The sequence below is a fragment of the Microcoleus sp. S13_B4 genome (assembly GCF_036700885.1).
Lineage (GTDB): Bacteria > Cyanobacteriota > Cyanobacteriia > Cyanobacteriales > Microcoleaceae > Microcoleus.
Map to the genome: position 1 here is coordinate 1 of NZ_JAUBPU010000069.1, position 22,357 is coordinate 22,357.

Here is a 22,357-nt window from a genome sequence, read left to right on the forward strand (position 1 = left end):
ATTAATAATTAAGTGGGGTCGTAAAATCAAAAATAAGGGCAATGCTTGTATCACAGTTTAAATGTGCAACAGCTTAAATAACTGAAAGCTATCTTAAACCTAGTCGCAGGTAAACTCGCGACAGTTGTTGTCTGTCAGAAATTTTAGTGCTAATCTATTAGAAAAATAAAAGGGGTCATGGCAAAGGACGACTTCAAATAATATATAAGTTAACAATTCGGCTCATCCGGGTCAGGAAGTCGATCTTTAGCCTCATTTTTGGAATCAAAAGGTGAGACCAATGAAAATAATCAAGCAAACAGCAAGTGAATTAATAATTCAGACTCAAAGCATATTTGATTTTTGGTTGCCTAGGGCGTCGGTTCAGTATTAGGAGTTGACAAAAAAAGGACTTTATGAAATTAGCCAGTCCATGAGTTCGACTTTATATCTGATGTAATTGGCCGAACCTTATCCATTCGAGCAATGACATGAAGATTATGGACAACAGCGACTCGGCGTAGATCGAAGAGATTTTTCCGCTGTCCAATATAGCGAGCACGGTTCCCCTGCCAATGCCCAATATGAGCCAGAGAGTGTTCAACTGTAGTACGTTTTCTTAAGTTTTTTCGACCAATAGCAGTGGATTGACGTGCTCGCAACTCTTGCATTAAGGCTTCATCAGGATGAATTGATACAGTCCGTCCTTTTTGACTATTCGTGCAACCAGACCTCAGAAGACAAACTTCACATTCACTCGCCGGAAAATGAACAATTTTTCCGGGTTCAAATGGGATACTTACCTGATTGGGACAGGTAATTAAATGCGTATCCCAGTCAAGAAAAAAAGAATTTTTATCAAATCTTCCAGAATTTCTGACCGGCCATGCCTTGCAAAATATCTGTAATTTATCTTCCCGTTGTGTCACCCAATGACTAGATAAATAAGCCCGGTCAATATGTAACTCGGCTAGGTGAATATTTTGAAATTTTAAGTCACGTTCTAGGTCAACTGTAGCAGCGGATTCTGGAGTATTGGCGCGTGTCAACGCCACGGCACAAACTACACCACTCTCTAAATCTTTGAGGACGTGACGTTTATATCCATCTATTTTTTTAGAGCGGCTTTTACGCCCATGCCGCAGATCGGGGTCTTCAATAGAAATGCGACGATCTTTGGCCACCCCTTTAGCAAGATTAGGAAATCCTTGAGAGTCTAAAGTCACATTTTGGGATTCAATGACTCGGGCAACATCCAGAGTCTCTTGAGCCACTTCAAACTGAGCACGAGCGGGCTGGCTTTGCATCCATTCTTCTACGGAATTTAAGCTATTTAGGATGACTAAGAGCGCATTTTGACGCTCTACTGGATTATCCCAGTTTAAGTCTAAGGCTGTTTTTAAGCTGGAACTATTGAGAATTGGCGCACCAGCTAACTCGGCAATTTCTGCTGGCTCCCGCCCCTGCACAACAGCTATCACACTCACCGCCTTACGCTCATCATGACCCAAGAGATTATATGTATCTTCGACTTTCCCAGCTCCCCATAAAGGTGAAGAATCTAAAGCCGCTTTCAGTTGAGATGAGCCAAACCCACCTTTTTGTTTGGCAATTTCTACGGTGCGGTCAATTAAACGTTGGTCTAGTTCTTTTTTAATTAAGCGATTTCTGAATCGAACCAAAGTGGCTTTGCTAAAAGGGGGAGTTTCACAATTGAGACAATCGAGAACTAACTGCCAACGTCGATCCATGAGCATTTCTTCAATGACTTCATCATCAGAAATGCCTAAGTAGGCTTGCAGAATAATTGCCAAGGCAATTTGTGCAGGAGGAACTGGATCGTGACCCACTGTGCTGTCTTTAAAAATTGTAGCAAGTTCTTCTTGAAACTCATCATTAAATATGAATGAACGATTCAATCGAAGAAACGTGAATAACTTGGCTCGTTTAATGCGTTTGACGATCGACGCTTCAGCGTCTGAGAGTTCAACTGGAGGATGCCATAAGGGAGGACGCATAAGGTTTCTTTCTTTTTCCCGATCGATGATAATTTAACAGGCTTCTCAATTCACATATCATTTTCAGTCTTTTTTGTCAACTCCTCATACTGAACCGACGCCCTAGTTGTTTATTCATGGCCTTTGGACTGTTCGGGCAGGCTTTTGACTACCAGAAAGCAACCCTGATCTGCCAGCGATTGCAGGCAAAACAAGGCAGTTGCCAGTTGGTGCAATCGAATTTACTCGGATCAAACACCCAAGAAATTCAGCTTGCTTCTTTGCGGGGAGCTAAAGTTCAAAGATGCGGCTATAAAACCAGAGTTGTACTTCTGACTTCTGTTGGCAATGTTCCTTTCACTGCTAACTCCACTAATTGGGGAACCCAAGACGCTGTTGCTTCTGACATCAATTTTTGTGTTAAAAATGCAAAAGATCGATTGCTGCGCTTAAGCCCAAACGATAACTGGTTGGGATGGACAAAAGGCATATTTTTGCTCGCAGGATTCGGAGCGATCGTCTTGAGAAATAATGAACTCTACAGCTTCGATGGAACTTTAAACACCTTGACTGTTAAACAGCGGGGTTTGTTGGCACGTAAAGTAATGGAATACTCTCTGTGCGAGATTTATGGCGTGGAAGTCGATCGAACAAAAGATCGGCAGAATGACACTTGGTACGAAGTCAGACTATTAGTTTGTGGAGGATCTCGCCTATCCCTGCCCAACACGATGAGTCCCTACGAGCAAGAACAAATCGCCAAAGCGATTAACAACTATCTGCACGAGCAAAAATAACACAAAATAGCCGATCGCGATCAACCCGATTTCTCAAGGTTGCAGACTTACGCAGAAACCGGGTTTTTTAGCAAAATCTCTCGTAGAGTGCGATCGCTTCCGTTATAAAAACCCGGTTTCTTTGGTATCCAGTGCGAAACTCGCGATTGGGTGGCAACCGATCATCTAAAAAGTGAAAAATCGTTCACTTTTTTGGTTCTTCCAACTTCCAGCCTGGCTTGACAACTTGCCGGGAACGGGCAACTACTAAACAGTCATTCGGTACATCTTCTGTCACCACAGAACCCGCTGCTACAGTAACATCTTCTCCCAAAGTTATCGGTGCAACCAGCACGCTGTTAGAACCCGTTTTACTCCGATCGCCTATTTGAGTTTTGTGCTTGTTTTTCCCGTCATAATTTGCCGTAATTGTCCCAGCGCCGATGTTGACTTTTTCTCCCAAAGCCGCGTCGCCTAGATAAGACAAGTGAGCGACATTAGTTCGATCGCCGATTTGAGTATTTTTCAATTCTACAAAATTGCCGACGCGACAGTTGGCCCCAACTTCTGCGTGTCCCCGCAAGTGGGCGTAAGGGCCAATTCGGGAATTTTCGGCAACCATACTGTCAGAAACTACCGAATAAAGCACAGTCACATTTTCTGCAATTTGACTGTTTTCAATCAAACTGCCGGGGCCGATGCGACTCCCAGAGGCGATCGAAGTATTTCCCCGCAAGTGAGTTTGCGGTTCAATTACCACATCCGGCTGCAATTCTACGGTATCGTCGATCGTAATGCTGTTGGGATCTAGGAGCGTGACTCCCGCCGTCATCCACTTGTCCTTTACCCGCGTTTGCAAAATATCGCAAGCTGTGGCTAAATGTTTGCGATCGTTAATTCCCAATATTTCTTGATAATCTTCCACATCCACCGCCATCACCGGATTGAGGAAATTTACCGTATCAGTTAGGTAATATTCTTTTTGGTCATTGTCTGCCTTCAATTCTGGCAAAATTTTCTCTAAATCCGGCCAGTGAAAGCAGTAAACACCTGCATTAATTCGGTGATTTTGCTTTTGAGCTTGTGTGCAGTCGCGGTCTTCGACAATTTGCTGGACTAAGTTTTGACTGTCGGTAAATACTCGCCCGTATCCTTGAGGATTCGGCAAATTAGCTGTCAATAAAGTAGCCGAGTTTTGGTGCTTTTTGTGAATGGCCATCAATTCTTTGATAGTTTCTGCCCTCAGCAAAGGTACATCCCCATTTAAGACCAGCAAGTCTCCCTGAAATCCTTCTAAGTGAGGCAGCAATTGTTGAATGGCATGACCGGTTCCCAATTGTTCAGTTTGTTCAACAAATTCTAGGCTAGGAAATTGAGGATTTTGCTCCGCTATTTCTTGACCTCTAATCAGAGATTCTTTAACGAGTTCGCCTCGATAACCGACGATGACAAGTCGCCTGGTAATTTGAATTTCTTGACAACTTTGGAGGACTCGCTCAACTAGCGTTCGACCGCCCAATTCGTGTAGAACTTTGGGCAAGTCAGATTTCATGCGCGTACCGCGTCCAGCCGCTAAAATTGCTATTGCTATCATTGTACGATCGAGTTATTTGCTATAAAAACTTGAATATTGACTAACTGATGATATCACTCGCTGTCGGTCGATGGCACTGCGATCGCACAAATTTTTCATGTAAAATGTCCCATCTCGCATCCGCGCGATCGAGGCTTTTTGCAGCCAGATGTCGGTTTTAGGGGCGATGCTTGCGTTTCCACTTAAGGCTGTTACGGTATCTGGACTTGCGCGCCCGGTATCAATTACCAGGTTGAAGCAGCGGTATTTGGCTACGGAGGGAAAGGATTTTTGGCTGTCCTGCAAACCAGAGTTCGGTTCGTAGAAAGGACTGAAGTCTTTTCCCAAGGGATGCCAGGAGGAGCGAGAGTGATAATTTGCATCTTTGGGCTGGGATTTGCCACGATACATTATACTATTTGTTGAATTTCAGTTATTGTGTTTTCAACTCCAAAAAACTCTTTCTGACTTTTTCATTTTTTCTGCCTTCTACCTTCTATCTTCTGCGTTATCAGGTGTCCAGCTATGACAGAGCTTAATTTTCAGGAACTTGCCAAGCAGGGAAATCTTGCCACTGCGATCGCATCTTCGCTAAACAGCCAGTTGCAATCTGAAGGCATCACAGCCTCCGCGAATCTCGACGGCGACTGTTTGGATGTAATTCTTGAGGCCGAGCAGGTACCCATAGAAAATAAATTAGTTGATTTTGTCCGCACCGAGCTGACGAATTTGCAGCCGGATTCGATTCGCAAAGTGAAGGTTGAGGGCCGAGAAAGCGGTCAGATTGCTGCTGCTTGGAGTCAAGAGTTTAGTTTGGAGAACAGCACTTTTGAACCACAGAGCTTTGCAGGAGAAGCTGTACCAAATACTGCTGTTGCTAATATGGACGATCGCACCGAGATGGAAAACAATTTTGAGGAGGAAAAACCGCCGGAACAGGCTGCTTTTGAGAATCGGCTGCGCTCGACTTTCATTGTAGTCGGGCTAGTAACAGGTATGTTGGCGATCGCGGTGGCGGCGTTTGTCGGTAAGATTTTAAACGAGCCGACAGCAACTGCGGGGAATAATCCCGATGAAACAGTAGATTTAGCAACTGCACCAGATACTTTTCGAGAAGCCGTTAACAGCGCACTCAAAGCAGCAGAATTAGGGCGATCGGCAAAAACCAAGGAAGATTGGACTACAGTTACTGATCGTTGGCAAGAAGCGGTCTCATTAATGAGAAGAGTACCGATGTCTAGCCCCAACCATCAACTAGCTCAAACAAAAGTGATCGAGTATCAGAAATATCTACTTTACGCTCAAGAAGCAGCAGTAAATCCCCCTCCACCAACTCCCACTCCCGCACCACCCGAAAAATCACCTTCGGAGAAAGCAACTCCTAAAAAATCCAATCCGCCCAAAGAAAATTCGGAGAAAGCAACTCCTAAAAAATCCCATTCGCCAAAAGAAACTTCGGAGAAAGCAACTTCTAATAAATCTCCTGCCGGAAAAGCCGAAGCAGAGAAAAAAGCTCCTTCCCGATAGAGGTTAAAATATAGATTTGAAGAATTATGACTGACAACAACTTAATCGTTTCTCCTGAATGGTTAGCCACCAATACCGACAATCCGCAAGTTGTAATTATTGACTGTCGGTTTTCCCTTGCCGACCCTGAATTGGGACAAAAACAATATCAAGAAAGTCACGTTCCGGGAGCTTTTTATTTAGATTTAAACCGCGACCTTGCGAGTTCAGTTGGCAAACACGGCGGTAGACATCCGCTGCCCAATATTGAAGAATTAGCTGAGAAATTGAGCGCGTTCGGCATTAATTCAGCAGAAAATTTAGTCGTAGCTTATGACGATTCGCGGCTGGCTTTTGCGGCTCGTTTGTGGTGGCTGCTGCGATATATGGGACACAGCAAAGTCGCTTTGTTAGACGGCGGTTTCAGCGGCTGGCAAGCGGCGGGCTATCCGGTAACAAATATTTTGCCCGACCCCCACGAGGGTAACTTTGTTGCCCACTTGCAGCAGGATTTGGCGGTAGATATTGAGGCAGTGAAAGAGCGTAAAGACTTGCCGGGAAAGGTTTTGGTTGATTCGCGAGAAAGCGAGAGATATGAAGGTTTGCGGGAGCCGATCGACCCCATTGCAGGTCACATTCCGGGTGCGGTTAACTATCCTTGGCAAGGGGTGACTGATGAAACTGGAAAAGTGCGATCGACTTCGGAACAAAAACACCGATGGACGGAATTAGAAAAAGCGGAAGAAATCATCGTTTATTGCGGTTCCGGGGTGACGGCTTGCGTTAATTTACTGTCTTTAGAAATTGCTGGAATTCCCGATGCTAAACTTTATGTCGGTAGCTGGAGTGACTGGTGCTCTTATCAGTTGTAGCGTGCAGGAGCGAGATGATTGTTGACTGTTGACTGTTGACTGTTGACTGTGAGTTGTAGGGTAGCGGGCATTGATGTCAATTTAACGTTCAACCCTCAGTCCGGAAGCTGTTGAAACAAGAGCCTCAAAGCGAAATTCCTCCCTATGAGGACTAATGAGTTCTTCAGTCCTCTTTGAGAGGACTTTAGCTATGAGACAGGGAATTCATTCCCTGGCGGACTGTTGGGTGAGCGGGAGGAATGGCGAACTAAAAGCTTAAATTGACACTAATAGTTAGCGGGTAATCACTTCGGCGCACCTCAGTGTCGTCGTAGGGTGCGCTGCACCTTACGGCGAATTAAATCATACCCTAAAAATCAAAATAAATATAAGGCAAACCGCCTTCGGGAGCCAACACCCAAACCGCATACAAACAAAGCGGCACTAACACCAATTTCATCGGCCAATTTAACTCTAACTTCAAACCCCGACTCAACGCATAATTCCCCAGCATCGCCGCAGCCAAAGCCGCCAACATCCAAGTTAAATGCACTCTTTCCAAACCCAAAGCTTCGCCATAAACTTTCTCAGCAAACTGTACATCAGCAGCGTGTCCCCACAAATGCGAAATCGCCCATCCAGAATCCTTTAAATCAGGAAGACGGAAAAATATCCAACTCCCAAAAACCATCGCCTGAGTCAATAGCCAACCGATCGCAATTCCGATCGGATTTTCCCACAAAAACTCGATCCGCAACCGCTTAAACAGCACATCAGTCAGCCTGTGAACTGCCAAAGCTAAACCGTGTAAACCTCCCCACACAATAAATCCCCAAGCTGCCCCGTGCCAAATTCCCGCAATTAACATGACGATCGACAAATTCACACAAGTGCGCCACAAACCGACTCGCGAACCCCCCAAAGGAAAATACAAATAATTGCGTAGCCAATCCCCTAAAGTCATGTGCCAGCGTCGCCAAAAATCAGCTATGCTGGCACTAAAATAAGGGAAATCAAAATTTGGTGGCAAATACCAACCCAGCAGCAAAGCAGTACCGCGCGCCATGTCAACATAGCCACTAAAATCGAGATAAAGTTGCAGCCCGTAAGCAAAAATAGCCAGCCACAAATCCTCGCTACCCGCCCGCTGCAAGTTGGTAAAACTTAAATCGACATAAATTCCCAAGTTATCTGCGAAAAGACCTTTTTTTACTGCACCAAAGGCGATCGTCCAAAGTCCCTCAGAAATGCGATCTGGCGTCGGAAATTTCTGGGTTTTCAGTTGATAGATCAAGTTGTGATAGCGAGTAATCGGGCCAGAAATCAGTTTGGGAAAAAACAACTTGTAAGCAGCAAAGTGCAGCAGCGAAGTAGCAGCAGGTGCACCTCGGTATACGTCAATCAAATAAGCAATGCACTCAAAGCAAAAGAAACTCAATCCCAAAGGTGCGATGACGTGACTTTTCACCCAGTCAGCACCGTCGAGAGCAAAAGACCAATTTAACAAAGTGCCGATCGAACTCAATAAAAATGGCACATACTTAAAGCCCAGAAGCAGCAACACATTCAGGCAAATTCCTATCCACAGCAGCCACAAACGGCGGCGGTTCCAAGATTCATTAGCAATCCGCCAATCCAGAGGTTCGCCAATCGCCATCGCCAAGCAGTAATTAAACAGCATGGCGGCTAACAGCAGAGGAATGTACCAAATTTGCAGCGAAGCATAAAAAATTAGACTACCCGCCAGCATGATGAACAGCCGCCACCACCGCAGCGGAACCAGCCAGTAAGCCGCGAACAAAACTAACAAAAACAGGGCATATTGAAGGGAGATGAAAGTCATACCATTTTAGATTTTGGATTTTAGATTTTAGATTTTAGAATTGAGAATGGCTTATTTGGTATGGGTTTGGATCGCGGGCTTACTGTTGCATTATTTTTAATAACCGAGACTTTGCTAAGAACGAGATTTATCATGGCTTTTAGCCGATCGCCGACACGAAAACAGGCACTCGGTAAGTCCCTACTATATAGTCAGCAACTGAGAACTGCTACATTTTACAGCACAAAGGTTAAATGCTGTTGCAAATTAAATAAATCTTGCCTGCTATAAATTAACTCTCTTACGAACCATATAAAATATGGTGAAAAAAATATAATTAGGTTTGCAGCATCGGACTTCAGTCCTCAAAAGCTACAATGCCTGATATCGTTTCTCCTTGCATCGGAATAATATTTTTCACCGTGCAGTGCTAGCCTCCCGCACAGCAAAAAAGTGGTGTAACCCAAAATGTCTTGAATTCATCACGATAGCAGGTATTTGACAAGTAGTGCGATCGCATTTGAACTCTTCCAAAACGTCAAATTAAGTCATACCCGGCATCATAATGTCCATAAAAATTGGGTTCGGCAAAACACAGCCGAACCCCAACCTTCAGCACCGTGGGCGACTTATATCGCAGTACAAGGAATTTCTGCCAGCAAGTCTTTCAGCAAATACCGAAAAACTATCTTCATCCTCCCCAATCAAAACTTTTGTTGCTGAATCCGGCACTGGCGAGCGAGAATTTGCGATCGCCTGCGGTATTTCATCTTCCTTACCAGCAGACATTTCCAAAGGGTTTTCTTCCTCGCCAGGATACAGAATCGGCAGTGTGACCAAAAAAGTCGAACCCACTCCGGGTGAACTTGTGATTTCAATGCTTCCCCCCAGAAATTCCGCCAGTTTTTTGCACAGAGACAATCCCAATCCGGTGCCTTTGACGCGCTTTTGCAAGGGGTTTTCGAGTTGGACAAATTCTTCAAAAACCCGCCTTTGATCGGCTGGGGGAATGCCGATGCCCGTATCTGCTACTGAAAAAGTAACTGTTCCCTCCTCTCCCATTTCCGCAGCAACTCGAACTTCACCTGCTTCGGTAAATTTGAGGGCATTAGAAATTAGATTTCGCAAAATCTGAGAAACTTTTCCCTCGTCGGTTGTGAGGATTGGAAGTTCGAGAGGATCTTCAAAAATTATAGAAACGGCAGAGTTTTGGGGAAGCAGGGGGCGCATCATTCCTCGCAGGGCGCTGAACAAATCTTCTACTTCAAAATCAGCCACGCGAACAGTTAGTTTTCCGGCTTCCACTTTGGCTAAATCTAACGAGTCGTTGACAAGTTCTGCTAGAGACTCGGCGGATTTGTAAATGTAATTTACTTGCTTGTCCTGTTCGGCTGAAAGTTCTCCGTCGAGGCGATTTAACAATATTTCGGAAAGGCTCATAATTGCCGTTAGCGGAGTGCGAAACTCGTGGCTCATATTGGATAAAAAGCTGGTTTTGAGTTCGCTAGCGCGCCGGAGAGATTCGGCTTTGTCGTTCAATTCAGCGTAAAGTGCCAGGACTCCACGATTGGTATCTTTTAGTTGTTGATTTAATTGTACGAGCTCTTCTTGACGCTGGCGGAGTTCGTCTAAAGTGCGAAGTAATTCTTGATTTTGCTGCTGAATTTCGGCATAGGGATCTTCGGGAATTTGGCGCGCTAGTTTGTCAACTAATTGATTTAGTTCGATCGCACTCAGCGCGGGCATATTTTTGGAAAACTGTTTAATTAATTGTACAGCCGTTCCGCGATCGGGCCGAGAGTCGATTTGCACTTCGTCCATCAACCGTTTCGCTGCTGCTAAACCGAGTCCCGCGCCGGTTTGCGATCGAAAATTGGGGCTTAACACAGCCGGTAAATCAGCAATTCCCGGCCCCGTGTCGGAAATCCGAGTCCGAAAAATTTGGGGCGATTCCCCTTCCACAATGAATTCTACTTTGCCACCGCCGGCATATTTGAAAGCATTGCGGGCAATTTCGGAAACTGCTGTGGCGATGCGGGTTTGTACTTGGGAATCGAATCCCAGCCCTTTACCAATTTGGCGAGCTCTTTGGCGTACTTGTACGATGTCTTGTTCAAAGCGGACTTCCGTCGTCAGGATTGGGTAACTCACGCTGCTTCTCTCACCTTGGCTACTATAACTGTCATGTCATCGCGAGTGCGTTTGAAGTCCCGGTAGAGCACGGCTGCGATTAAAGCAGGATGCCTGGAGGCTAAACCCGGGTAGCGGTTTAAATTCCACTGCGCCGCCAAACCGTCAGAGTGCATGATGAGTAGGGACTGCTGCGACCAAGGATAGACAAATTCTGCTACTTTTCGCATCATATGTCCAACTGTGCCGTTGTAGGAAACCATGCTGCGGTTTTGGTTATCTGTGACAACTACACCGCTGATGTTGCCAATTCCGGCAAAACAAATTGTTTGTTGAGTACGATCGATTTGGGCGATCGCCACAGCCGCTCCTCTGGTATTTTTTAAAGCAGCGTGCGCCTTCTCTAAAATTACTTTCGGCCCGAGTTTGGCGTTTTCCTCAAATACCCGCACTGCTTCACGAGACGCTTCCTGCGCCAAATCCCCGTAGCCGAGCCCGTCTGCAACTAATATCAGGTTTTTGTCAACGTGATTCTCTATCGCCCACGAATCCCCGCAAATTTGCTCTCCTACTTTTGGTAAGTGGATAACCCCCAATTCCAAGTAATTGCTGTTTTGGGATGCTTCCCGGCTATTTTGGGTCGGTTCCAGCCGGGCTAATAAGGCTGTCCCCAGTTTCGGTACAGAATGAATATCAAAAAAAGTAGAGAGGCGTTTAATTGCCCCCAGTCCAGTTCCTGGGCTTCCCGCGGTAGAAAAACCGTCCCGCATACACAGCGCGACATTTGCCATTCCTTCGCCGCGGTCTAGCGCTACTATTTCAATGCTATATCCTGCAGCTGTTTTTAATGTTCGCAGCAAAAGTTCTCCTTCGCGGCCGTGTTTGACCAGGTTTTTTCCTGCTTCGGTGGTAACAATTGCCACTTTACCGCGCTCGGTCTCGTTAAATCCGACTTCCGTCGCGAGGGCGACTGCGATTCGCCGCGCTTCTCCGACTTGACTTTCTTCTATTACGGGCAGGGCTACGGCATCTATCATTTTTTATTAGTTCTCATAATGAAATCCTCCATACGCCAACCCTCTCTGGGTAGGGTGTGGGATTCCCAGAATCACTTCTTGGCTTTGCTGGTTGCTCTTTATACCAATTAAAAAAAATAATACAACTATACGCAACCTCCAAACCTCGATCGTCCTCACTCATTCCCAATTCTTTAATCTAAAATCTCAACTCTCAAATCGTATTACTTCTTCAGCGCCAGCGGACGATCGCAATTTTAGTCCCCTTACCCACTTTGGAAACAATCTCAAATTCGTGCATCAACCGTTTAGAACCACTCAGCCCCAAACCCAAACCGTGATTAGAAGTATAACCGTCAGTCATTGCCAATTCAATGTCTGGAATTCCCGGGCCCTTGTCTTCAAATATCAGCCTCAGCCCTTTGCGGGTGCCTAATTGGAGCGTTTCGAGAGTTACAGTTCCCCCTTTGCCGTACTCTACAGTATTGCGGGCGAGTTCGCTGGCTGCGGTAACGATTTTCGTTTGGTCTAATAAACCGAATCCCATTGCTACAGCCCAAGTTCGCACTTGCTGTCGGACGTGGACTATATCGGATGACGATCGGACTTCTAGTGTCTCACGTTTTGACATGGTGGCTACTGTACCAAAATAGAACTTCTCCACAAAATATAGGACTTACGCTCGTCAACTTAGTTTCTCCTAATAGGGCTTACGCACTTACTAGGATTTTCTCTCAAAAGAGAACATAGTGTAGGAATTTCAAACCCTTGATTTAACCCCCTTGAGTGCGTAAGCCCTGTCCTCATAAATCTTCAGTTGGTCAACAAGGTATCTACAAACAAACTAGGTTTCTTTACTGCCTGTGCCTCAGTCAGGGGACAATTAATCGACTGCTTACGGTTACTCGTCAGGAGAGAAACCCAAGGATTTTCTCAACAAAATCATGCCCTTTTCAACGCTTAAAGCTGTGCGAACTCCTGTCAGGGAAAGCCCCAGCTCAACGAGCGTAATAGCAACTGCTGGCTGCATCCCGACCACAACTGTTTCAGCATCTAAAATTCGCGACATACTAGCGATATTGTTGATAATGCGACCGATAAAAGAATCAACTATTTCGAGGGAAGAAATTTCAATTAACACACCTTTAACACCTGTTTTGACGATGCGGTTCGTCAGGTCATCTTGCAGCTTCATTGCTAAGCGATCGTGCATATCTACTTGAATTGTTACTAGCAAAAATTCTCCCATTTGAAGAATCGGTATTCGTTCCACAAATTCACCTACTTGTTAAGTTTTACTTGAGTTTTACTGGCATAATGCACTATGTTTATCTTTCCTCTTTAAGATTTTTTATAGTTAAACCTTGACGTTGTAAAGCGACTTTAAAAGCATCGGCTAAAGTAGCTTTTGTGAGAATATCCTGCAAGTCAACTCCTAAATGAACTATGGTTTGAGCTATTTGCGGGCGAATCCCACTGATGATGCACTCAGTACCCATTAAACGGGCGGCGGCGACAGTTTTTAATAAATGTTGAGCGACTAAAGTGTCAACAGTCGGCACACCTGTAATGTCTAAAATCGCAAATTCTGAGCCGGTTTCCATGATTTCCTGCAACAGAGTTTCCATGACTATTTGAGTGCGGGCACTGTCAAGAGTCCCGATCATGGGTAATGCGAGAATTCCTTGCCAAAGTTTGACTACGGGTGTTGATAATTCGAGCATTTCTTGCTGCTGGCGTTCGATGACTTCTTCGCGAGCTTTGAGAAAGATTTCTGTCACCCAAAGACCTAGCTGGTCTAATAAACTGGTGGAAAGCCAAAGTTGTTCGACAAGTGCGTCGCGGTTTTGTGTCAGTTCGTGACAAAGCCGATCGAACAATGGCTTTTTGAAGCATAAAATGAAACTCGCTATCTCTGAGGGAGTAAAGCCTCTCTGAACGCGCGATCGCGAAACTTCTGCTAGCAACACCCGCATATTTTCCCATTCGGGTGTCTGGATGTCGCTAAAGTTACCGTTCCCGACTGCAATGTGGAGCAATTGCAGGAACTCTTGACACTCGGAGCGCAATTCTTTGGCTCTCATCAAGTCGTCCCGCCGCAGCCCGGTATTTTGCAGTTCTTTGAGCCAGTCTGCTAGTAACTCTGCTTTGTGTCTTTGTAGGATTTCCGCGATCGTGTTATTGCTTGTGAGTTCCATTAAAATTATCTCCTGCTTAGCAATTGGGATGAAGTTGTACGAGCGATTCCCTACGGGATAGCTTCGGCGCGCGTACTTTACTGTTTTTTGATGGGGCAACTTCTGAGTTTAGCTCACTGTTTGCTGTTTGCGATCAAGGGTTAAGTACCTAATTGTAAAATGCGTTTGACGATCGCACTGGTAGAACTCGGAACTTCTATTTCGATTAAGGAAATCTTGCCACCTGCGGCGATAACGGCCGGTGCTTCCGGCAGAGTTTCGACTTGATAGTCGCCTCCTTTAACGTATATATCAGGCTTCAGGATATTTATCAGTTTAATTGCTGTAATCTCGGAAAAAATTATTACGGCGTCTACTGGTTTGAGGGCGGCCAACACTTCGGCTCGCTGATTTTCCGGTACGATCGGGCGGGGTGGCAATCCCGGCTGCTGCGGTTTGATAGCTTGCACGCTGTCGTCGCTATTCAAGCCCACCACGAGCGATCGCCCCAAATTTTTTGCTGCCTGCAAATAGCGGACGTGACCGCAGTGCAGGATATCGAAGCAGCCGTTAGTAAATACGATCGGACGCCACTTGTCCGGATCGGATGCGATCAATCTTTCAAGTTCTCTCAACGTGTAAACATCAGAAATCATTGCACTCATTACCACCAAATTTGAACAGCGCTCAAAATTATTTTACCAAAAAATGTGAATTTTTGCACTTTAACTATTGAATAATAAATCCTTCAATATGGCAATAATTAATAGTTACCTATGAGGAAATAGTGATTAGTAATCTGTGACTGTTAAGCACGAAAAAATAAGTAAAATTACTGACGACGGAGCTGATCTGGTCAACAGAATTCTAATTAAAAAAGCGCTATTCGTGTATTTGTGACTGCCGTATCGTGCTGTTGGTAATTGGAGGTTAAAAAGGTTGGGAAAAAATTATTTATTCCCGCCCTCTCTGATATCAATTACTATAAGACAAGGGATTTAGTTCCACCGCCCCGGGTAGTGAGAGCCCTAGGGGGTGAAACCCAACGAAACGCGCTCCTCCTGTGTCTATTATTTCTGACACCGCCGCGCGAGCGAAAGCTAGCTAAAAGCTGGAACCCAAGCGTGGAGAACTCATCTTGACGCTGGATTCGTCAGACTATAGAAGAAGCCAGCAGTTGCTTGCAGCAGTTTCTGGGCGCTATCTTGACCAAGCTTTACAGCCAACCCAGAAGCGCACAGCCTCCTGTGTCCAACTCTATATAGCTGTGCAGAAACTCGACCTTTTGGGTCGCAACCGCAGCCTGTGAAAACCCAGAGGAAAGTCGAGTTCGGTACCCGAAGCAGCTATTTTGGGGGAAAATAGCTTAACTCGTTCAACAAAATCCACTCAACTACCCGCTTGAATCTAACGGTGTAGAATTATCTAACACGAATTATGAAAGCAAGTAATAGCCGTCCATTTTCTTCAGTAGCTGCTCGAACTCTAAAAGTAGTCGGGATTATCTTAATTCTCTCTGCTTTGCTTGACTGCATTGTTCTGTCGCTGCCGGGAGAAACTTCAGACCTTCTCAATCGAGGCTGGCAGTTGGCTGCTGCAACTCAGATAGTTGACAAGGGCATTATTCCTTTGATCGGTATCGCCCTCCTGATGACTGGTTTTTGGGTTGACAGTAGCAGTGGAGTCTCTATTGAGCGACGCAAGGTTTGGCTGGACTTGCGATTCTGGGCGCTGTTGATTTCCAGCTTGTTAGGTCTAGTTTACCTATCTCTGGTTCCCGTTCACCTCAACAATACTCGTTTGGAACTCAAGGATGCTCTGGCTCAAGTAGATCAAGAAGCCGGACAAGCGGAAGTTCAACTTGAGGCACAACTTAAAAGCCCTCAATTTAAAGCTCAGGTAGAACAGCTCAAAAGCCAGCGTCGCACCCAGATAGCCACGCTGCTGGAAGACCAGGGGAAGCTGCAACAAGCACTCAAGAGTCCAGAGGTTCCCAAGGAATTGAAAGCTGTGCTTCAGGAGTCGAAAAATGACCCGAAAGCCCTCGACAAGTTCCTGGAACAGCAAGCTCAAGCACTGCCCACTCAAGCTCGTAACGAGATTCGCACCCGCCAGCAACAAAAAGAGAAAGAGTTAAGAACTCGATCGAGAAATTCGAGTTTGCAGACGGGAATCACCAGTTTGCTGTTAGCGATCGGCTACATTACTGTTGGTTGGACGGGATTGAGAAGTATGGGAATTCTGCGGTTGGGCCGCCGCAAAAATTGACCGGCGCTGGCAGGGATCGCGCTGGTCGAGACATCCCTGAGAAATAGTTTGTTTACCCAATAGTTTGCCCTTACTGAAAGCTGGGAATGTTCTCAATTTATATTCTGACTTACAACGAAGAGATTGATATCGCCGCTTGCATTGAATCGGCACTGCTTTGTGACGATATCATTGTAGTTGATTCTTTCAGCACCGATCGCACCCTTGAGATTGTTCAGAACTATGCCGTGCAAACCGTGCAGCACCGCTTTGAAACTCACGGACGCCAGCGGACTTGGATGCTCCAAGAAGTCCCGTGCAAGTACGAATGGGTTTACATCCTCGAAGCTGACGAGCGGATGACGCCTGCACTGTTTGCTGAATGCTTAAGGGCGATCGAAAGTCAAGAATATATCGGCTATTATGTAGCTGAAAAAGTAATATTTATGGAGCGCTGGATTCGCCGCAGCACTCAATATCCCCGCTATCAAATGCGTCTATTTCGGAAAGACCGAGTGTGGTTTACTGACTACGGTCACACTGAACGGGAAGTCTGCAACGGTCCCACTCACTTTTTGAAGGAAACTTACCCTCACTATACTTGCAGCAAAGGTCTTTCCCGCTGGATTGAAAAGCACAACCGCTACTCGACTGACGAGGCGGCTGAAACTCTCCGTCAATTAGCAGCGGGTCAAGTAAATTGGTGGGATTTAGTGTTTGGTGCGTCCGAGGTGGAAAGGCGCCGCGCTTTGAAAGATTTTTCTTTGCGCTTGCCTTTGCGGCCTGTGGTGCGCTTTTTCTATATGTATATTTTACTGGGCGGATTTCTTGACGGCCAAGCGGGATTGGCTTGGTGCACGCTGCAAGCTTTTTATGAATATCTAATTTTGCTGAAAGTTTGGGAAATGAAGCATCTACCCCTGCCAACTTTAGAGGCAGCGGCAGAACAACCTATTTCGGAAGTAGTAACAGTTGAGCCGTCAAAAGTTTCTTATAATCTTGGCGCTTCTGATACTCGAAATTAAAAATTGGGCATTAAAAATTGGCATTGGTAATTAATACAACTTAAAAAAGAACATGATTTACGCACTTCACTAGAGGACAACCCCGTCCGAACATAGATATAATCAAGAACCTAGCCCTGATACACATCTGAAAAAATGGTAGTTTATTGCGCCTAATTATCATTAATTCGGCTGGGCATAATTGGAGGATGATTCTTGTGGGGAGTAGGGGTTAAGCGTCCCGCCTGCTGTGAAAATACACGCCTTCGGGAGCATGGGCACACCTACAAAAAAATCCCAATCATCCCGCTATTATGCAATGCTCCGCCATCAGTAGGTCTTTTGACGGGTTTGTCTCCGCCTCCAGATATTTACCACAACAACAAAACAAAAAAAAACCCGATTTCTTGGAGAAAGCGGGTTTCTGAATACCCTCAAATTTTTAGGTTTAATAAAGTTTGGGTTTTTAACTCAAAACTCTCACTACTCAGAACTTAAAACTCTTGAGATTTGGCTGTTGTTTTTGCCCGATCGAGCTTTAAAATCAACACCCCCAAAGGTGGCAAACACAAGTCGATCGAATAAGCACTGTTGTGGAACCACCATTCCTCAGTCCACTTGCCCCCCAAATTCCCCATATTGCTGCCGCCGTATTCCCGCGCGTCGCTGTTAAACAACTCCGTATAGAAACCTGGTTCCGGCACTCCTACGCGATAGTGAGAGTGCGGCTGGGGCGTAAAATTGCACACCGTCACCACAAACTCGTCGCCATCCTTCTGTCGGCGCACAAATGCCACGACACTGTGTCGGTTGTCGCTGCAATCAATCCACTCAAACCCATCCTCAGCAAAATCTTGACTGTAAAGTGCCGTTTCGCTGCGGTACAAATTGTTCAAATCTTTAAAAAACAGCTTCAACTTTTGGTGAGGCTCGAATTGCAGCAACTGCCACTGCAAATCCCCCCAAACGTTCCACTCGTGCCACTGACCAAACTCCATCCCCATAAAGATCGTTTTCTTTCCGGGATGAGTAAACATAAAAGTAAACAAACACCGCACGTTTGCAAACTTTTGCCATTCGTCCCCTGGCATTTTCCCGATGATGTGAGCCTTGCCGTGCACTACTTCATCGTGGGACAAAGCCAGCATGAAATTCTCGCTGTGGTTGTACCACATACTGAAAGTTATGTTGTTCTGGTGGAACTGGCGGAACCACGGGTCCATGTGGTAATAGTCGAGCATATCGTGCATCCAACCCATGTTCCACTTCAGGTTGAAACCCAAACCCCCTACATACGTCGGCCAAGATACCATCGGCCAAGAGGTAGATTCTTCGGCGATCGACAGTGCACCTGGGAAATAGCTGAAAATTGCATGATTAGCCTGCCGCAGAAAATCCGCAGCCTCGATATTTTCGCGACCTCCGTACTGGTTAGTCAGCCATTCTCCGGGTTCGCGACAGTAATCCAAATACAGCATCGAAGCCACCGCATCTACGCGAATCCCATCGATGTGGTACTTGTCAAACCAGAACAAAGCGTTTGCTACTAAGAAATTCCGCACCTCGTTGCGGCCGTAGTTAAATACCAGGGTTCCCCACTCTTTGTGCTCGCCCTTGCGGGGGTCGGCGTGTTCGTACAAGTGAGTACCGTCAAAGAAAGCCAAACCGTGTCCGTCTTTGGGGAAATGCCCGGGCACCCAATCCACCAGTACGCCAATGCCGTTGGCGTGGCACTGGTCAACAAAATACATGAAATCTTCAGGTTTGCCGTAGCGGGAAGTTGGGGCGAAATAGCCGGTGACTTGATAGCCCCAAGAACCGTCGAAAGGATGTTCGGCGATGGGCAGCATTTCGATGTGAGTGAATCCCAAATCTTTGACGTAGGGTATCAGCCGATCGGCTAATTCCCGGTAAGTCAGAAAGCGCGCCCCGGGATTGAGTTCCGAAACTTGCACGGGGGGTTCTATTTCCCCATTTGCTAGCACGGCGGGTTCGTCACTAGCGGCGTGCAGCCAAGAACCGATGTGGCATTCGTAAACCGAAACCGGCTGCGTCAGTTGGTCTGTGTGTCGCCGCTTTTCGATCCAAGCGCTGTCGTTCCAAGTGTAGGTGTCTAAGTCCGTAACAATTGATGCTGTTTTCGGTCGCACTTCTTGCTGGAAACCGTAAGGATCGGACTTTTCGTAGGGATGTCCGTCTTGGTTTTTCACTTCGTATTTGTAGGAAGTTCCCACGGATAGTCCCGGAATAAATAATTCCCAAATGCCGTTTTGCGATTTCCGCATTTGATGTTTGCGGCCGTCCCAATAGTTGAAATCTCCTAAAACAGAGACATTGCGAGCATTCGGGGCCCAAACGGCAAAATATACTCCTGTGATACCGTCTACTTCGGTGAGGTGTGCCCCGAGTTTTTCATAAATGCGGTGGTGATTGCCTTCTGAGAATAGATGCTGGTCGAATTCTGTGAGTTTGGGCGATCGAAAGGCGTAGGGATCGTAGATGAAGCGCTCGTGTTCCCCTTCTTTGACCCGCAATTGATAGTTTGCTAGTTCTGGGGTGTCGATCGTACATTCAAAAAAGTGAGGGTGATGCTCTGATTTCATCGGGTATTCGGCCCTGGCCTCCGGCACAACTACGGATACTGCATCCGCATTCGGCAGATAAGCTCGGACGACCCAGACTTTTTTGCCATTTTCTTCGATCGTGTGGGGGCCTAGCACTTGAAATGGATCTTGGTGCTGATTCCAAACAATTCGGTCAATCTGTTCAAAGGGGACGGTCGCGGGCATAAAACTATTTACCTCAATCTTTTAACTAAATGTCTTTCAAAACCTAGAGCGGCGCTGCACTTTACATTTCGATACATTTTTGATCGCTGATCCTACCACTGATTAGCATGATCTTGCCTGCTGCAGTTCCAGCGCGCGCCCTTGCACACGCAGCAGGCTGTTGCCTTGCCGGCGGCCGAGCTGGGGTTTTACTGCTAACATCTAAGTATAGAAATATTAAAACAAATTGAAAAATTTATATTTTTCTCAAAATGTCTTGACTTTTTCTCAATCCTGTGATACTTAAGTTTTTTCAAAATCTAGTCGCTTTGCGGCTGCCGGAGGGTCAAAGAGAGTAAGTGTTGGGGAGCAGCTAATTTAGCTGGAATTTTCCGGCAGGGACGATCGCCCGATCGGTAGAATTTCACCTCCCGGAGGCTGGGTTTCCCCACAAAGTCGGTGAATTTTGGCAATACGCTCAAACAGCGAAGGATGCTCAACTCGGTATTGAGGAATCAAAGCTAAAGGACTCAGCATGGCGACAGCAGCAAGCAATATCTGCCATGCTCAAGGCATCGCCTACCAAACTAGCACCATCCTACCAGCGACGGTGCAATAGGTTTAAAGCAGCACTCAGGCGCAACTGGAGCGAGTTTTGCCGAGGCAGGGTTAATACCGCACTGGCGCGGCCTCAATTGAATCACTAAACGGGATCAAAACAGAAGGATCGATTGGCTTGCCCGCACTGGGGCGAAACTCGTAGTCAACAAATCGAGTAGCAATGCCGATGCTTTCATTGAGCCAGTCTTCGATCATCCAAGCCTCAGCTTGCTTTCCTCTCGTCTGCGATCCACAGGGGCGGGGAAGGAAATCGAGACTCGATCGACAGTGCAAAATTTGCGTCGAGTCTGCGAGATCCTCCGGTTGATATTCAGTTGAGGCAGCAGCACTGGCAATGTCCTCAAACATCCTGGCACAGGCTTGAGTTTCAAAACGTGCAGGCCGGGAGTCAAATTTTCTACTTGAAAGGGAATGCTCTTGTAACGCAGCGAATCAGGGGACTTTGCTGCTGTAAGCGGACGTACTGAACTTTAGTAGTAAAAGCATCAGCCAATCACTAACACCCAACTTGAGACCTAGACCGATGAGATGAAAAAATGCGAGGAGCGAACCATTTTTCACCCGCAGGCTAGGCTCGTTGGGCACATACTCCGGGATAGCCCTAGTTAGGGCTTTTTAGGAGAGGGAGAAGGGGAAGTAGTTCCACCAGCCCCAGCTCCACCAGCCCCACCAGCCCCAGGAGTAGCCTTTGGAGTCGAAGAAGAAGCAGGAGGAGTAGTAGTAGTAGTGCCAGCGCCGCCAGTGCCGCCAGCGCCGCCCGGAGTGGGGCTAGGGCCACTGCTGCCGTTATCACCTCCGCAGGCGCCGAGGGCTACTGCCAAGCCCACTGCCAAAGTCAAACGAATTAATCCCTTGTTCATAAAAACTCCTTAACATTGAAAACCCATCGCAAGGAAGGGAATAGTTTACTTGAGAAACAATGCTGGCACGAATAGCTCAACGATTCGCTCGTTGATTACAATACTGCATTTATTCATAAATTTCACATAGATTATCGCTAACCAGCAAAGATTTCTTTTTTTTGGCAAATCCTGAAGTCAAAGAGACCAGTGGTAGGATGGGTTGGTTGGCTTGTGAGGTATCCTTGTTCAAGGATAAGCGATCTAAACGCAGATGGCCACAACTGGCGATCTGGGAGACAAAAAACTTTTAACCTCAATCAAGCTGAAGCTACCCCACTTTACGTATTGGTGAACTCTATGACCGCTGCTATCAGATCCCCTGATTCTCCCCGCTCCCGATCGGCTCGCAAGCCCGCTGCTGGCCCAGCCAAAAGCAAAGTTACTTCTATTGCCCGGGCTAGGCGGGCGAAGACAGGGCCGGTATTGCCCAATTACTCGCCAGCCGACGAACAGGCTCAAGCTCAGTCGTCGGCATCGGTGATCAAAGTCCTGCCCGATCGCCAGCAGCAGCCAGTGTGGTTGCGATCGCTCCTGCAGGCACAGCGCGCCTCCTCAGTGGCAGCACTTATGCTTTTGGGCGGCGCTCTGAGTCTCTACGGCTTGACAGTTTACGGCGAGCAGCGCTGGAGTCAGGAGTATCAAAAACTGGAAACTCTGCGCCTCCGGGAACAGCAATTGAGTGCTTCTAGTGAAGTCTTGAAACACCAACTTGCTAAAGAAGCCCAAAATCCCGAAACCGGTTTGGCTCGGCAGAATCCTCGGGACACGATTTTCTTGCAGCCGGCCCCTGAAACTCGATCGCCCGTTGCGGCACCAAATTCTGAGCCCGCTCTCAAGAAGGGAGGCGGTGTGGAAACACCCCTGGGCTATTAAACCTGTGTCAAAGCGGAGAGCGCCCGAGGGCCTGAGTGTCCGAGGGCCTGAAAATTCGAGGATTTAATTTCCTTTTGACTTTTTTGCAAGTCGCGATCGATTTTCTGCTTCCAAC

The 22,357-nt window shown here is 46.5% G+C and carries 20 protein-coding genes; 6 read left to right on the forward strand and 14 right to left on the reverse strand.

Annotated elements, in window-relative coordinates:
* Nucleotides 1-401: 401 nt before the first annotated feature.
* Nucleotides 402-1,997, reverse strand: a complete 1,596-nt coding sequence (locus QT994_RS23910; protein ID WP_333178962.1) for an IS1182 family transposase — start codon at nucleotides 1,995-1,997, stop codon at nucleotides 402-404.
* Nucleotides 1,998-2,113: 116 nt separating this feature from the next.
* On the opposite strand from QT994_RS23910, the gene QT994_RS23915 reads away from it, so the two are divergent.
* Nucleotides 2,114-2,773: a hypothetical protein gene (locus QT994_RS23915; RefSeq protein ID WP_333178964.1), complete on the forward strand. Its 660-nt coding sequence runs from the start codon at nucleotides 2,114-2,116 to the stop codon at nucleotides 2,771-2,773.
* Nucleotides 2,774-2,957: 184 nt separating this feature from the next.
* On the opposite strand, the gene glmU is transcribed toward QT994_RS23915, so the two are convergent.
* Both glmU and QT994_RS23925 read right to left on the reverse strand, forming a co-directional pair.
* Nucleotides 2,958-4,346: a bifunctional UDP-N-acetylglucosamine diphosphorylase/glucosamine-1-phosphate N-acetyltransferase GlmU gene (gene glmU, locus QT994_RS23920; protein WP_333049261.1), complete on the reverse strand. Its 1,389-nt coding sequence runs from the start codon at nucleotides 4,344-4,346 to the stop codon at nucleotides 2,958-2,960.
* Nucleotides 4,347-4,358: 12 nt separating this feature from the next.
* Nucleotides 4,359-4,736, reverse strand: a complete 378-nt coding sequence (locus QT994_RS23925; RefSeq protein WP_333049259.1) for a hypothetical protein — start codon at nucleotides 4,734-4,736, stop codon at nucleotides 4,359-4,361.
* A gap of 114 nt (nucleotides 4,737-4,850) precedes the next feature.
* Here QT994_RS23925 and QT994_RS23930 point away from each other — a divergent pair, with 114 nt between their 5' ends.
* Entirely contained in the window at nucleotides 4,851-5,852 is a 1,002-nt protein-coding gene (locus QT994_RS23930) for a hypothetical protein (protein ID WP_333049257.1), read from the forward strand.
* A 26-nt stretch (nucleotides 5,853-5,878) separates the two neighbouring features.
* Nucleotides 5,879-6,703 (forward strand): sulfurtransferase, encoded by an 825-nt coding sequence (locus QT994_RS23935; protein ID WP_333049255.1) that lies wholly within the window; start codon nucleotides 5,879-5,881, stop codon nucleotides 6,701-6,703.
* A 349-nt stretch (nucleotides 6,704-7,052) separates the two neighbouring features.
* Here QT994_RS23935 and QT994_RS23940 read toward each other — a convergent pair whose 3' ends face one another.
* The 7 genes from QT994_RS23940 to rfaE2 form a co-directional block, all read right to left on the reverse strand.
* Nucleotides 7,053-8,525: an MBOAT family protein gene (locus tag QT994_RS23940; RefSeq protein ID WP_333178967.1), complete on the reverse strand. Its 1,473-nt coding sequence runs from the start codon at nucleotides 8,523-8,525 to the stop codon at nucleotides 7,053-7,055.
* 591 nt (nucleotides 8,526-9,116) lie between these two features.
* On the reverse strand, nucleotides 9,117-10,655 hold the full coding sequence (locus QT994_RS23945; protein ID WP_333178970.1) for an ATP-binding protein: 1,539 nt from the start codon (nucleotides 10,653-10,655) through the stop codon (nucleotides 9,117-9,119).
* The gene (locus tag QT994_RS23950; protein WP_333178973.1) at nucleotides 10,652-11,671 is read right to left on the reverse strand and encodes an ATP-binding SpoIIE family protein phosphatase; all 1,020 of its coding nucleotides are present in this window, start codon (nucleotides 11,669-11,671) and stop codon (nucleotides 10,652-10,654) included. Before QT994_RS23950 ends, QT994_RS23945 begins: the two co-directional genes overlap by 4 nt.
* 211 nt (nucleotides 11,672-11,882) lie before the next feature.
* On the reverse strand, nucleotides 11,883-12,281 hold the full coding sequence (locus QT994_RS23955; RefSeq protein WP_333049248.1) for an anti-sigma regulatory factor: 399 nt from the start codon (nucleotides 12,279-12,281) through the stop codon (nucleotides 11,883-11,885).
* A gap of 270 nt (nucleotides 12,282-12,551) precedes the next feature.
* On the reverse strand, nucleotides 12,552-12,923 hold the full coding sequence (locus QT994_RS23960; RefSeq protein ID WP_333178976.1) for an STAS domain-containing protein: 372 nt from the start codon (nucleotides 12,921-12,923) through the stop codon (nucleotides 12,552-12,554).
* 55 nt (nucleotides 12,924-12,978) lie between these two features.
* Nucleotides 12,979-13,848: an STAS domain-containing protein gene (locus tag QT994_RS23965; protein WP_333049245.1), complete on the reverse strand. Its 870-nt coding sequence runs from the start codon at nucleotides 13,846-13,848 to the stop codon at nucleotides 12,979-12,981.
* 140 nt (nucleotides 13,849-13,988) lie between these two features.
* Nucleotides 13,989-14,492 (reverse strand): D-glycero-beta-D-manno-heptose 1-phosphate adenylyltransferase, encoded by a 504-nt coding sequence (gene rfaE2 / locus QT994_RS23970; protein WP_333049244.1) that lies wholly within the window; start codon nucleotides 14,490-14,492, stop codon nucleotides 13,989-13,991.
* 772 nt (nucleotides 14,493-15,264) lie between these two features.
* Between rfaE2 and hpsJ-B the strand changes: the two genes are divergently transcribed.
* Both hpsJ-B and QT994_RS23980 read left to right on the forward strand, forming a co-directional pair.
* Nucleotides 15,265-16,095: a hormogonium polysaccharide biosynthesis protein HpsJ gene (hpsJ-B, locus tag QT994_RS23975; RefSeq protein ID WP_333049243.1), complete on the forward strand. Its 831-nt coding sequence runs from the start codon at nucleotides 15,265-15,267 to the stop codon at nucleotides 16,093-16,095.
* An 86-nt stretch (nucleotides 16,096-16,181) separates the two neighbouring features.
* Nucleotides 16,182-17,099, forward strand: coding sequence for a glycosyltransferase family 2 protein (locus tag QT994_RS23980; RefSeq protein ID WP_333049242.1), 918 nt, complete (start codon nucleotides 16,182-16,184; stop codon nucleotides 17,097-17,099).
* 473 nt (nucleotides 17,100-17,572) lie between these two features.
* On the opposite strand, the gene glgB is transcribed toward QT994_RS23980, so the two are convergent.
* The 4 genes from glgB to QT994_RS24000 all read right to left on the reverse strand — a co-directional run bounded on the left by glgB (nucleotide 17,573) and on the right by QT994_RS24000 (nucleotide 21,327).
* Nucleotides 17,573-19,867 (reverse strand): 1,4-alpha-glucan branching enzyme, encoded by a 2,295-nt coding sequence (glgB, locus tag QT994_RS23985; protein WP_333178980.1) that lies wholly within the window; start codon nucleotides 19,865-19,867, stop codon nucleotides 17,573-17,575.
* 357 nt (nucleotides 19,868-20,224) lie between these two features.
* Nucleotides 20,225-20,401 (reverse strand): hypothetical protein, encoded by a 177-nt coding sequence (locus QT994_RS23990; RefSeq protein ID WP_333178983.1) that lies wholly within the window; start codon nucleotides 20,399-20,401, stop codon nucleotides 20,225-20,227.
* 114 nt (nucleotides 20,402-20,515) lie between these two features.
* Nucleotides 20,516-20,815, reverse strand: coding sequence for a hypothetical protein (locus QT994_RS23995; protein WP_333178986.1), 300 nt, complete (start codon nucleotides 20,813-20,815; stop codon nucleotides 20,516-20,518).
* Between the two features lie 257 nt (nucleotides 20,816-21,072).
* Nucleotides 21,073-21,327, reverse strand: a complete 255-nt coding sequence (locus QT994_RS24000) for a serine protease (RefSeq protein WP_333178988.1) — start codon at nucleotides 21,325-21,327, stop codon at nucleotides 21,073-21,075.
* 339 nt (nucleotides 21,328-21,666) lie between these two features.
* On the opposite strand from QT994_RS24000, the gene QT994_RS24005 reads away from it, so the two are divergent.
* Nucleotides 21,667-22,242 (forward strand): hypothetical protein, encoded by a 576-nt coding sequence (locus QT994_RS24005; protein ID WP_333049236.1) that lies wholly within the window; start codon nucleotides 21,667-21,669, stop codon nucleotides 22,240-22,242.
* The last annotated feature ends 115 nt before the right edge of the window (nucleotides 22,243-22,357 follow it).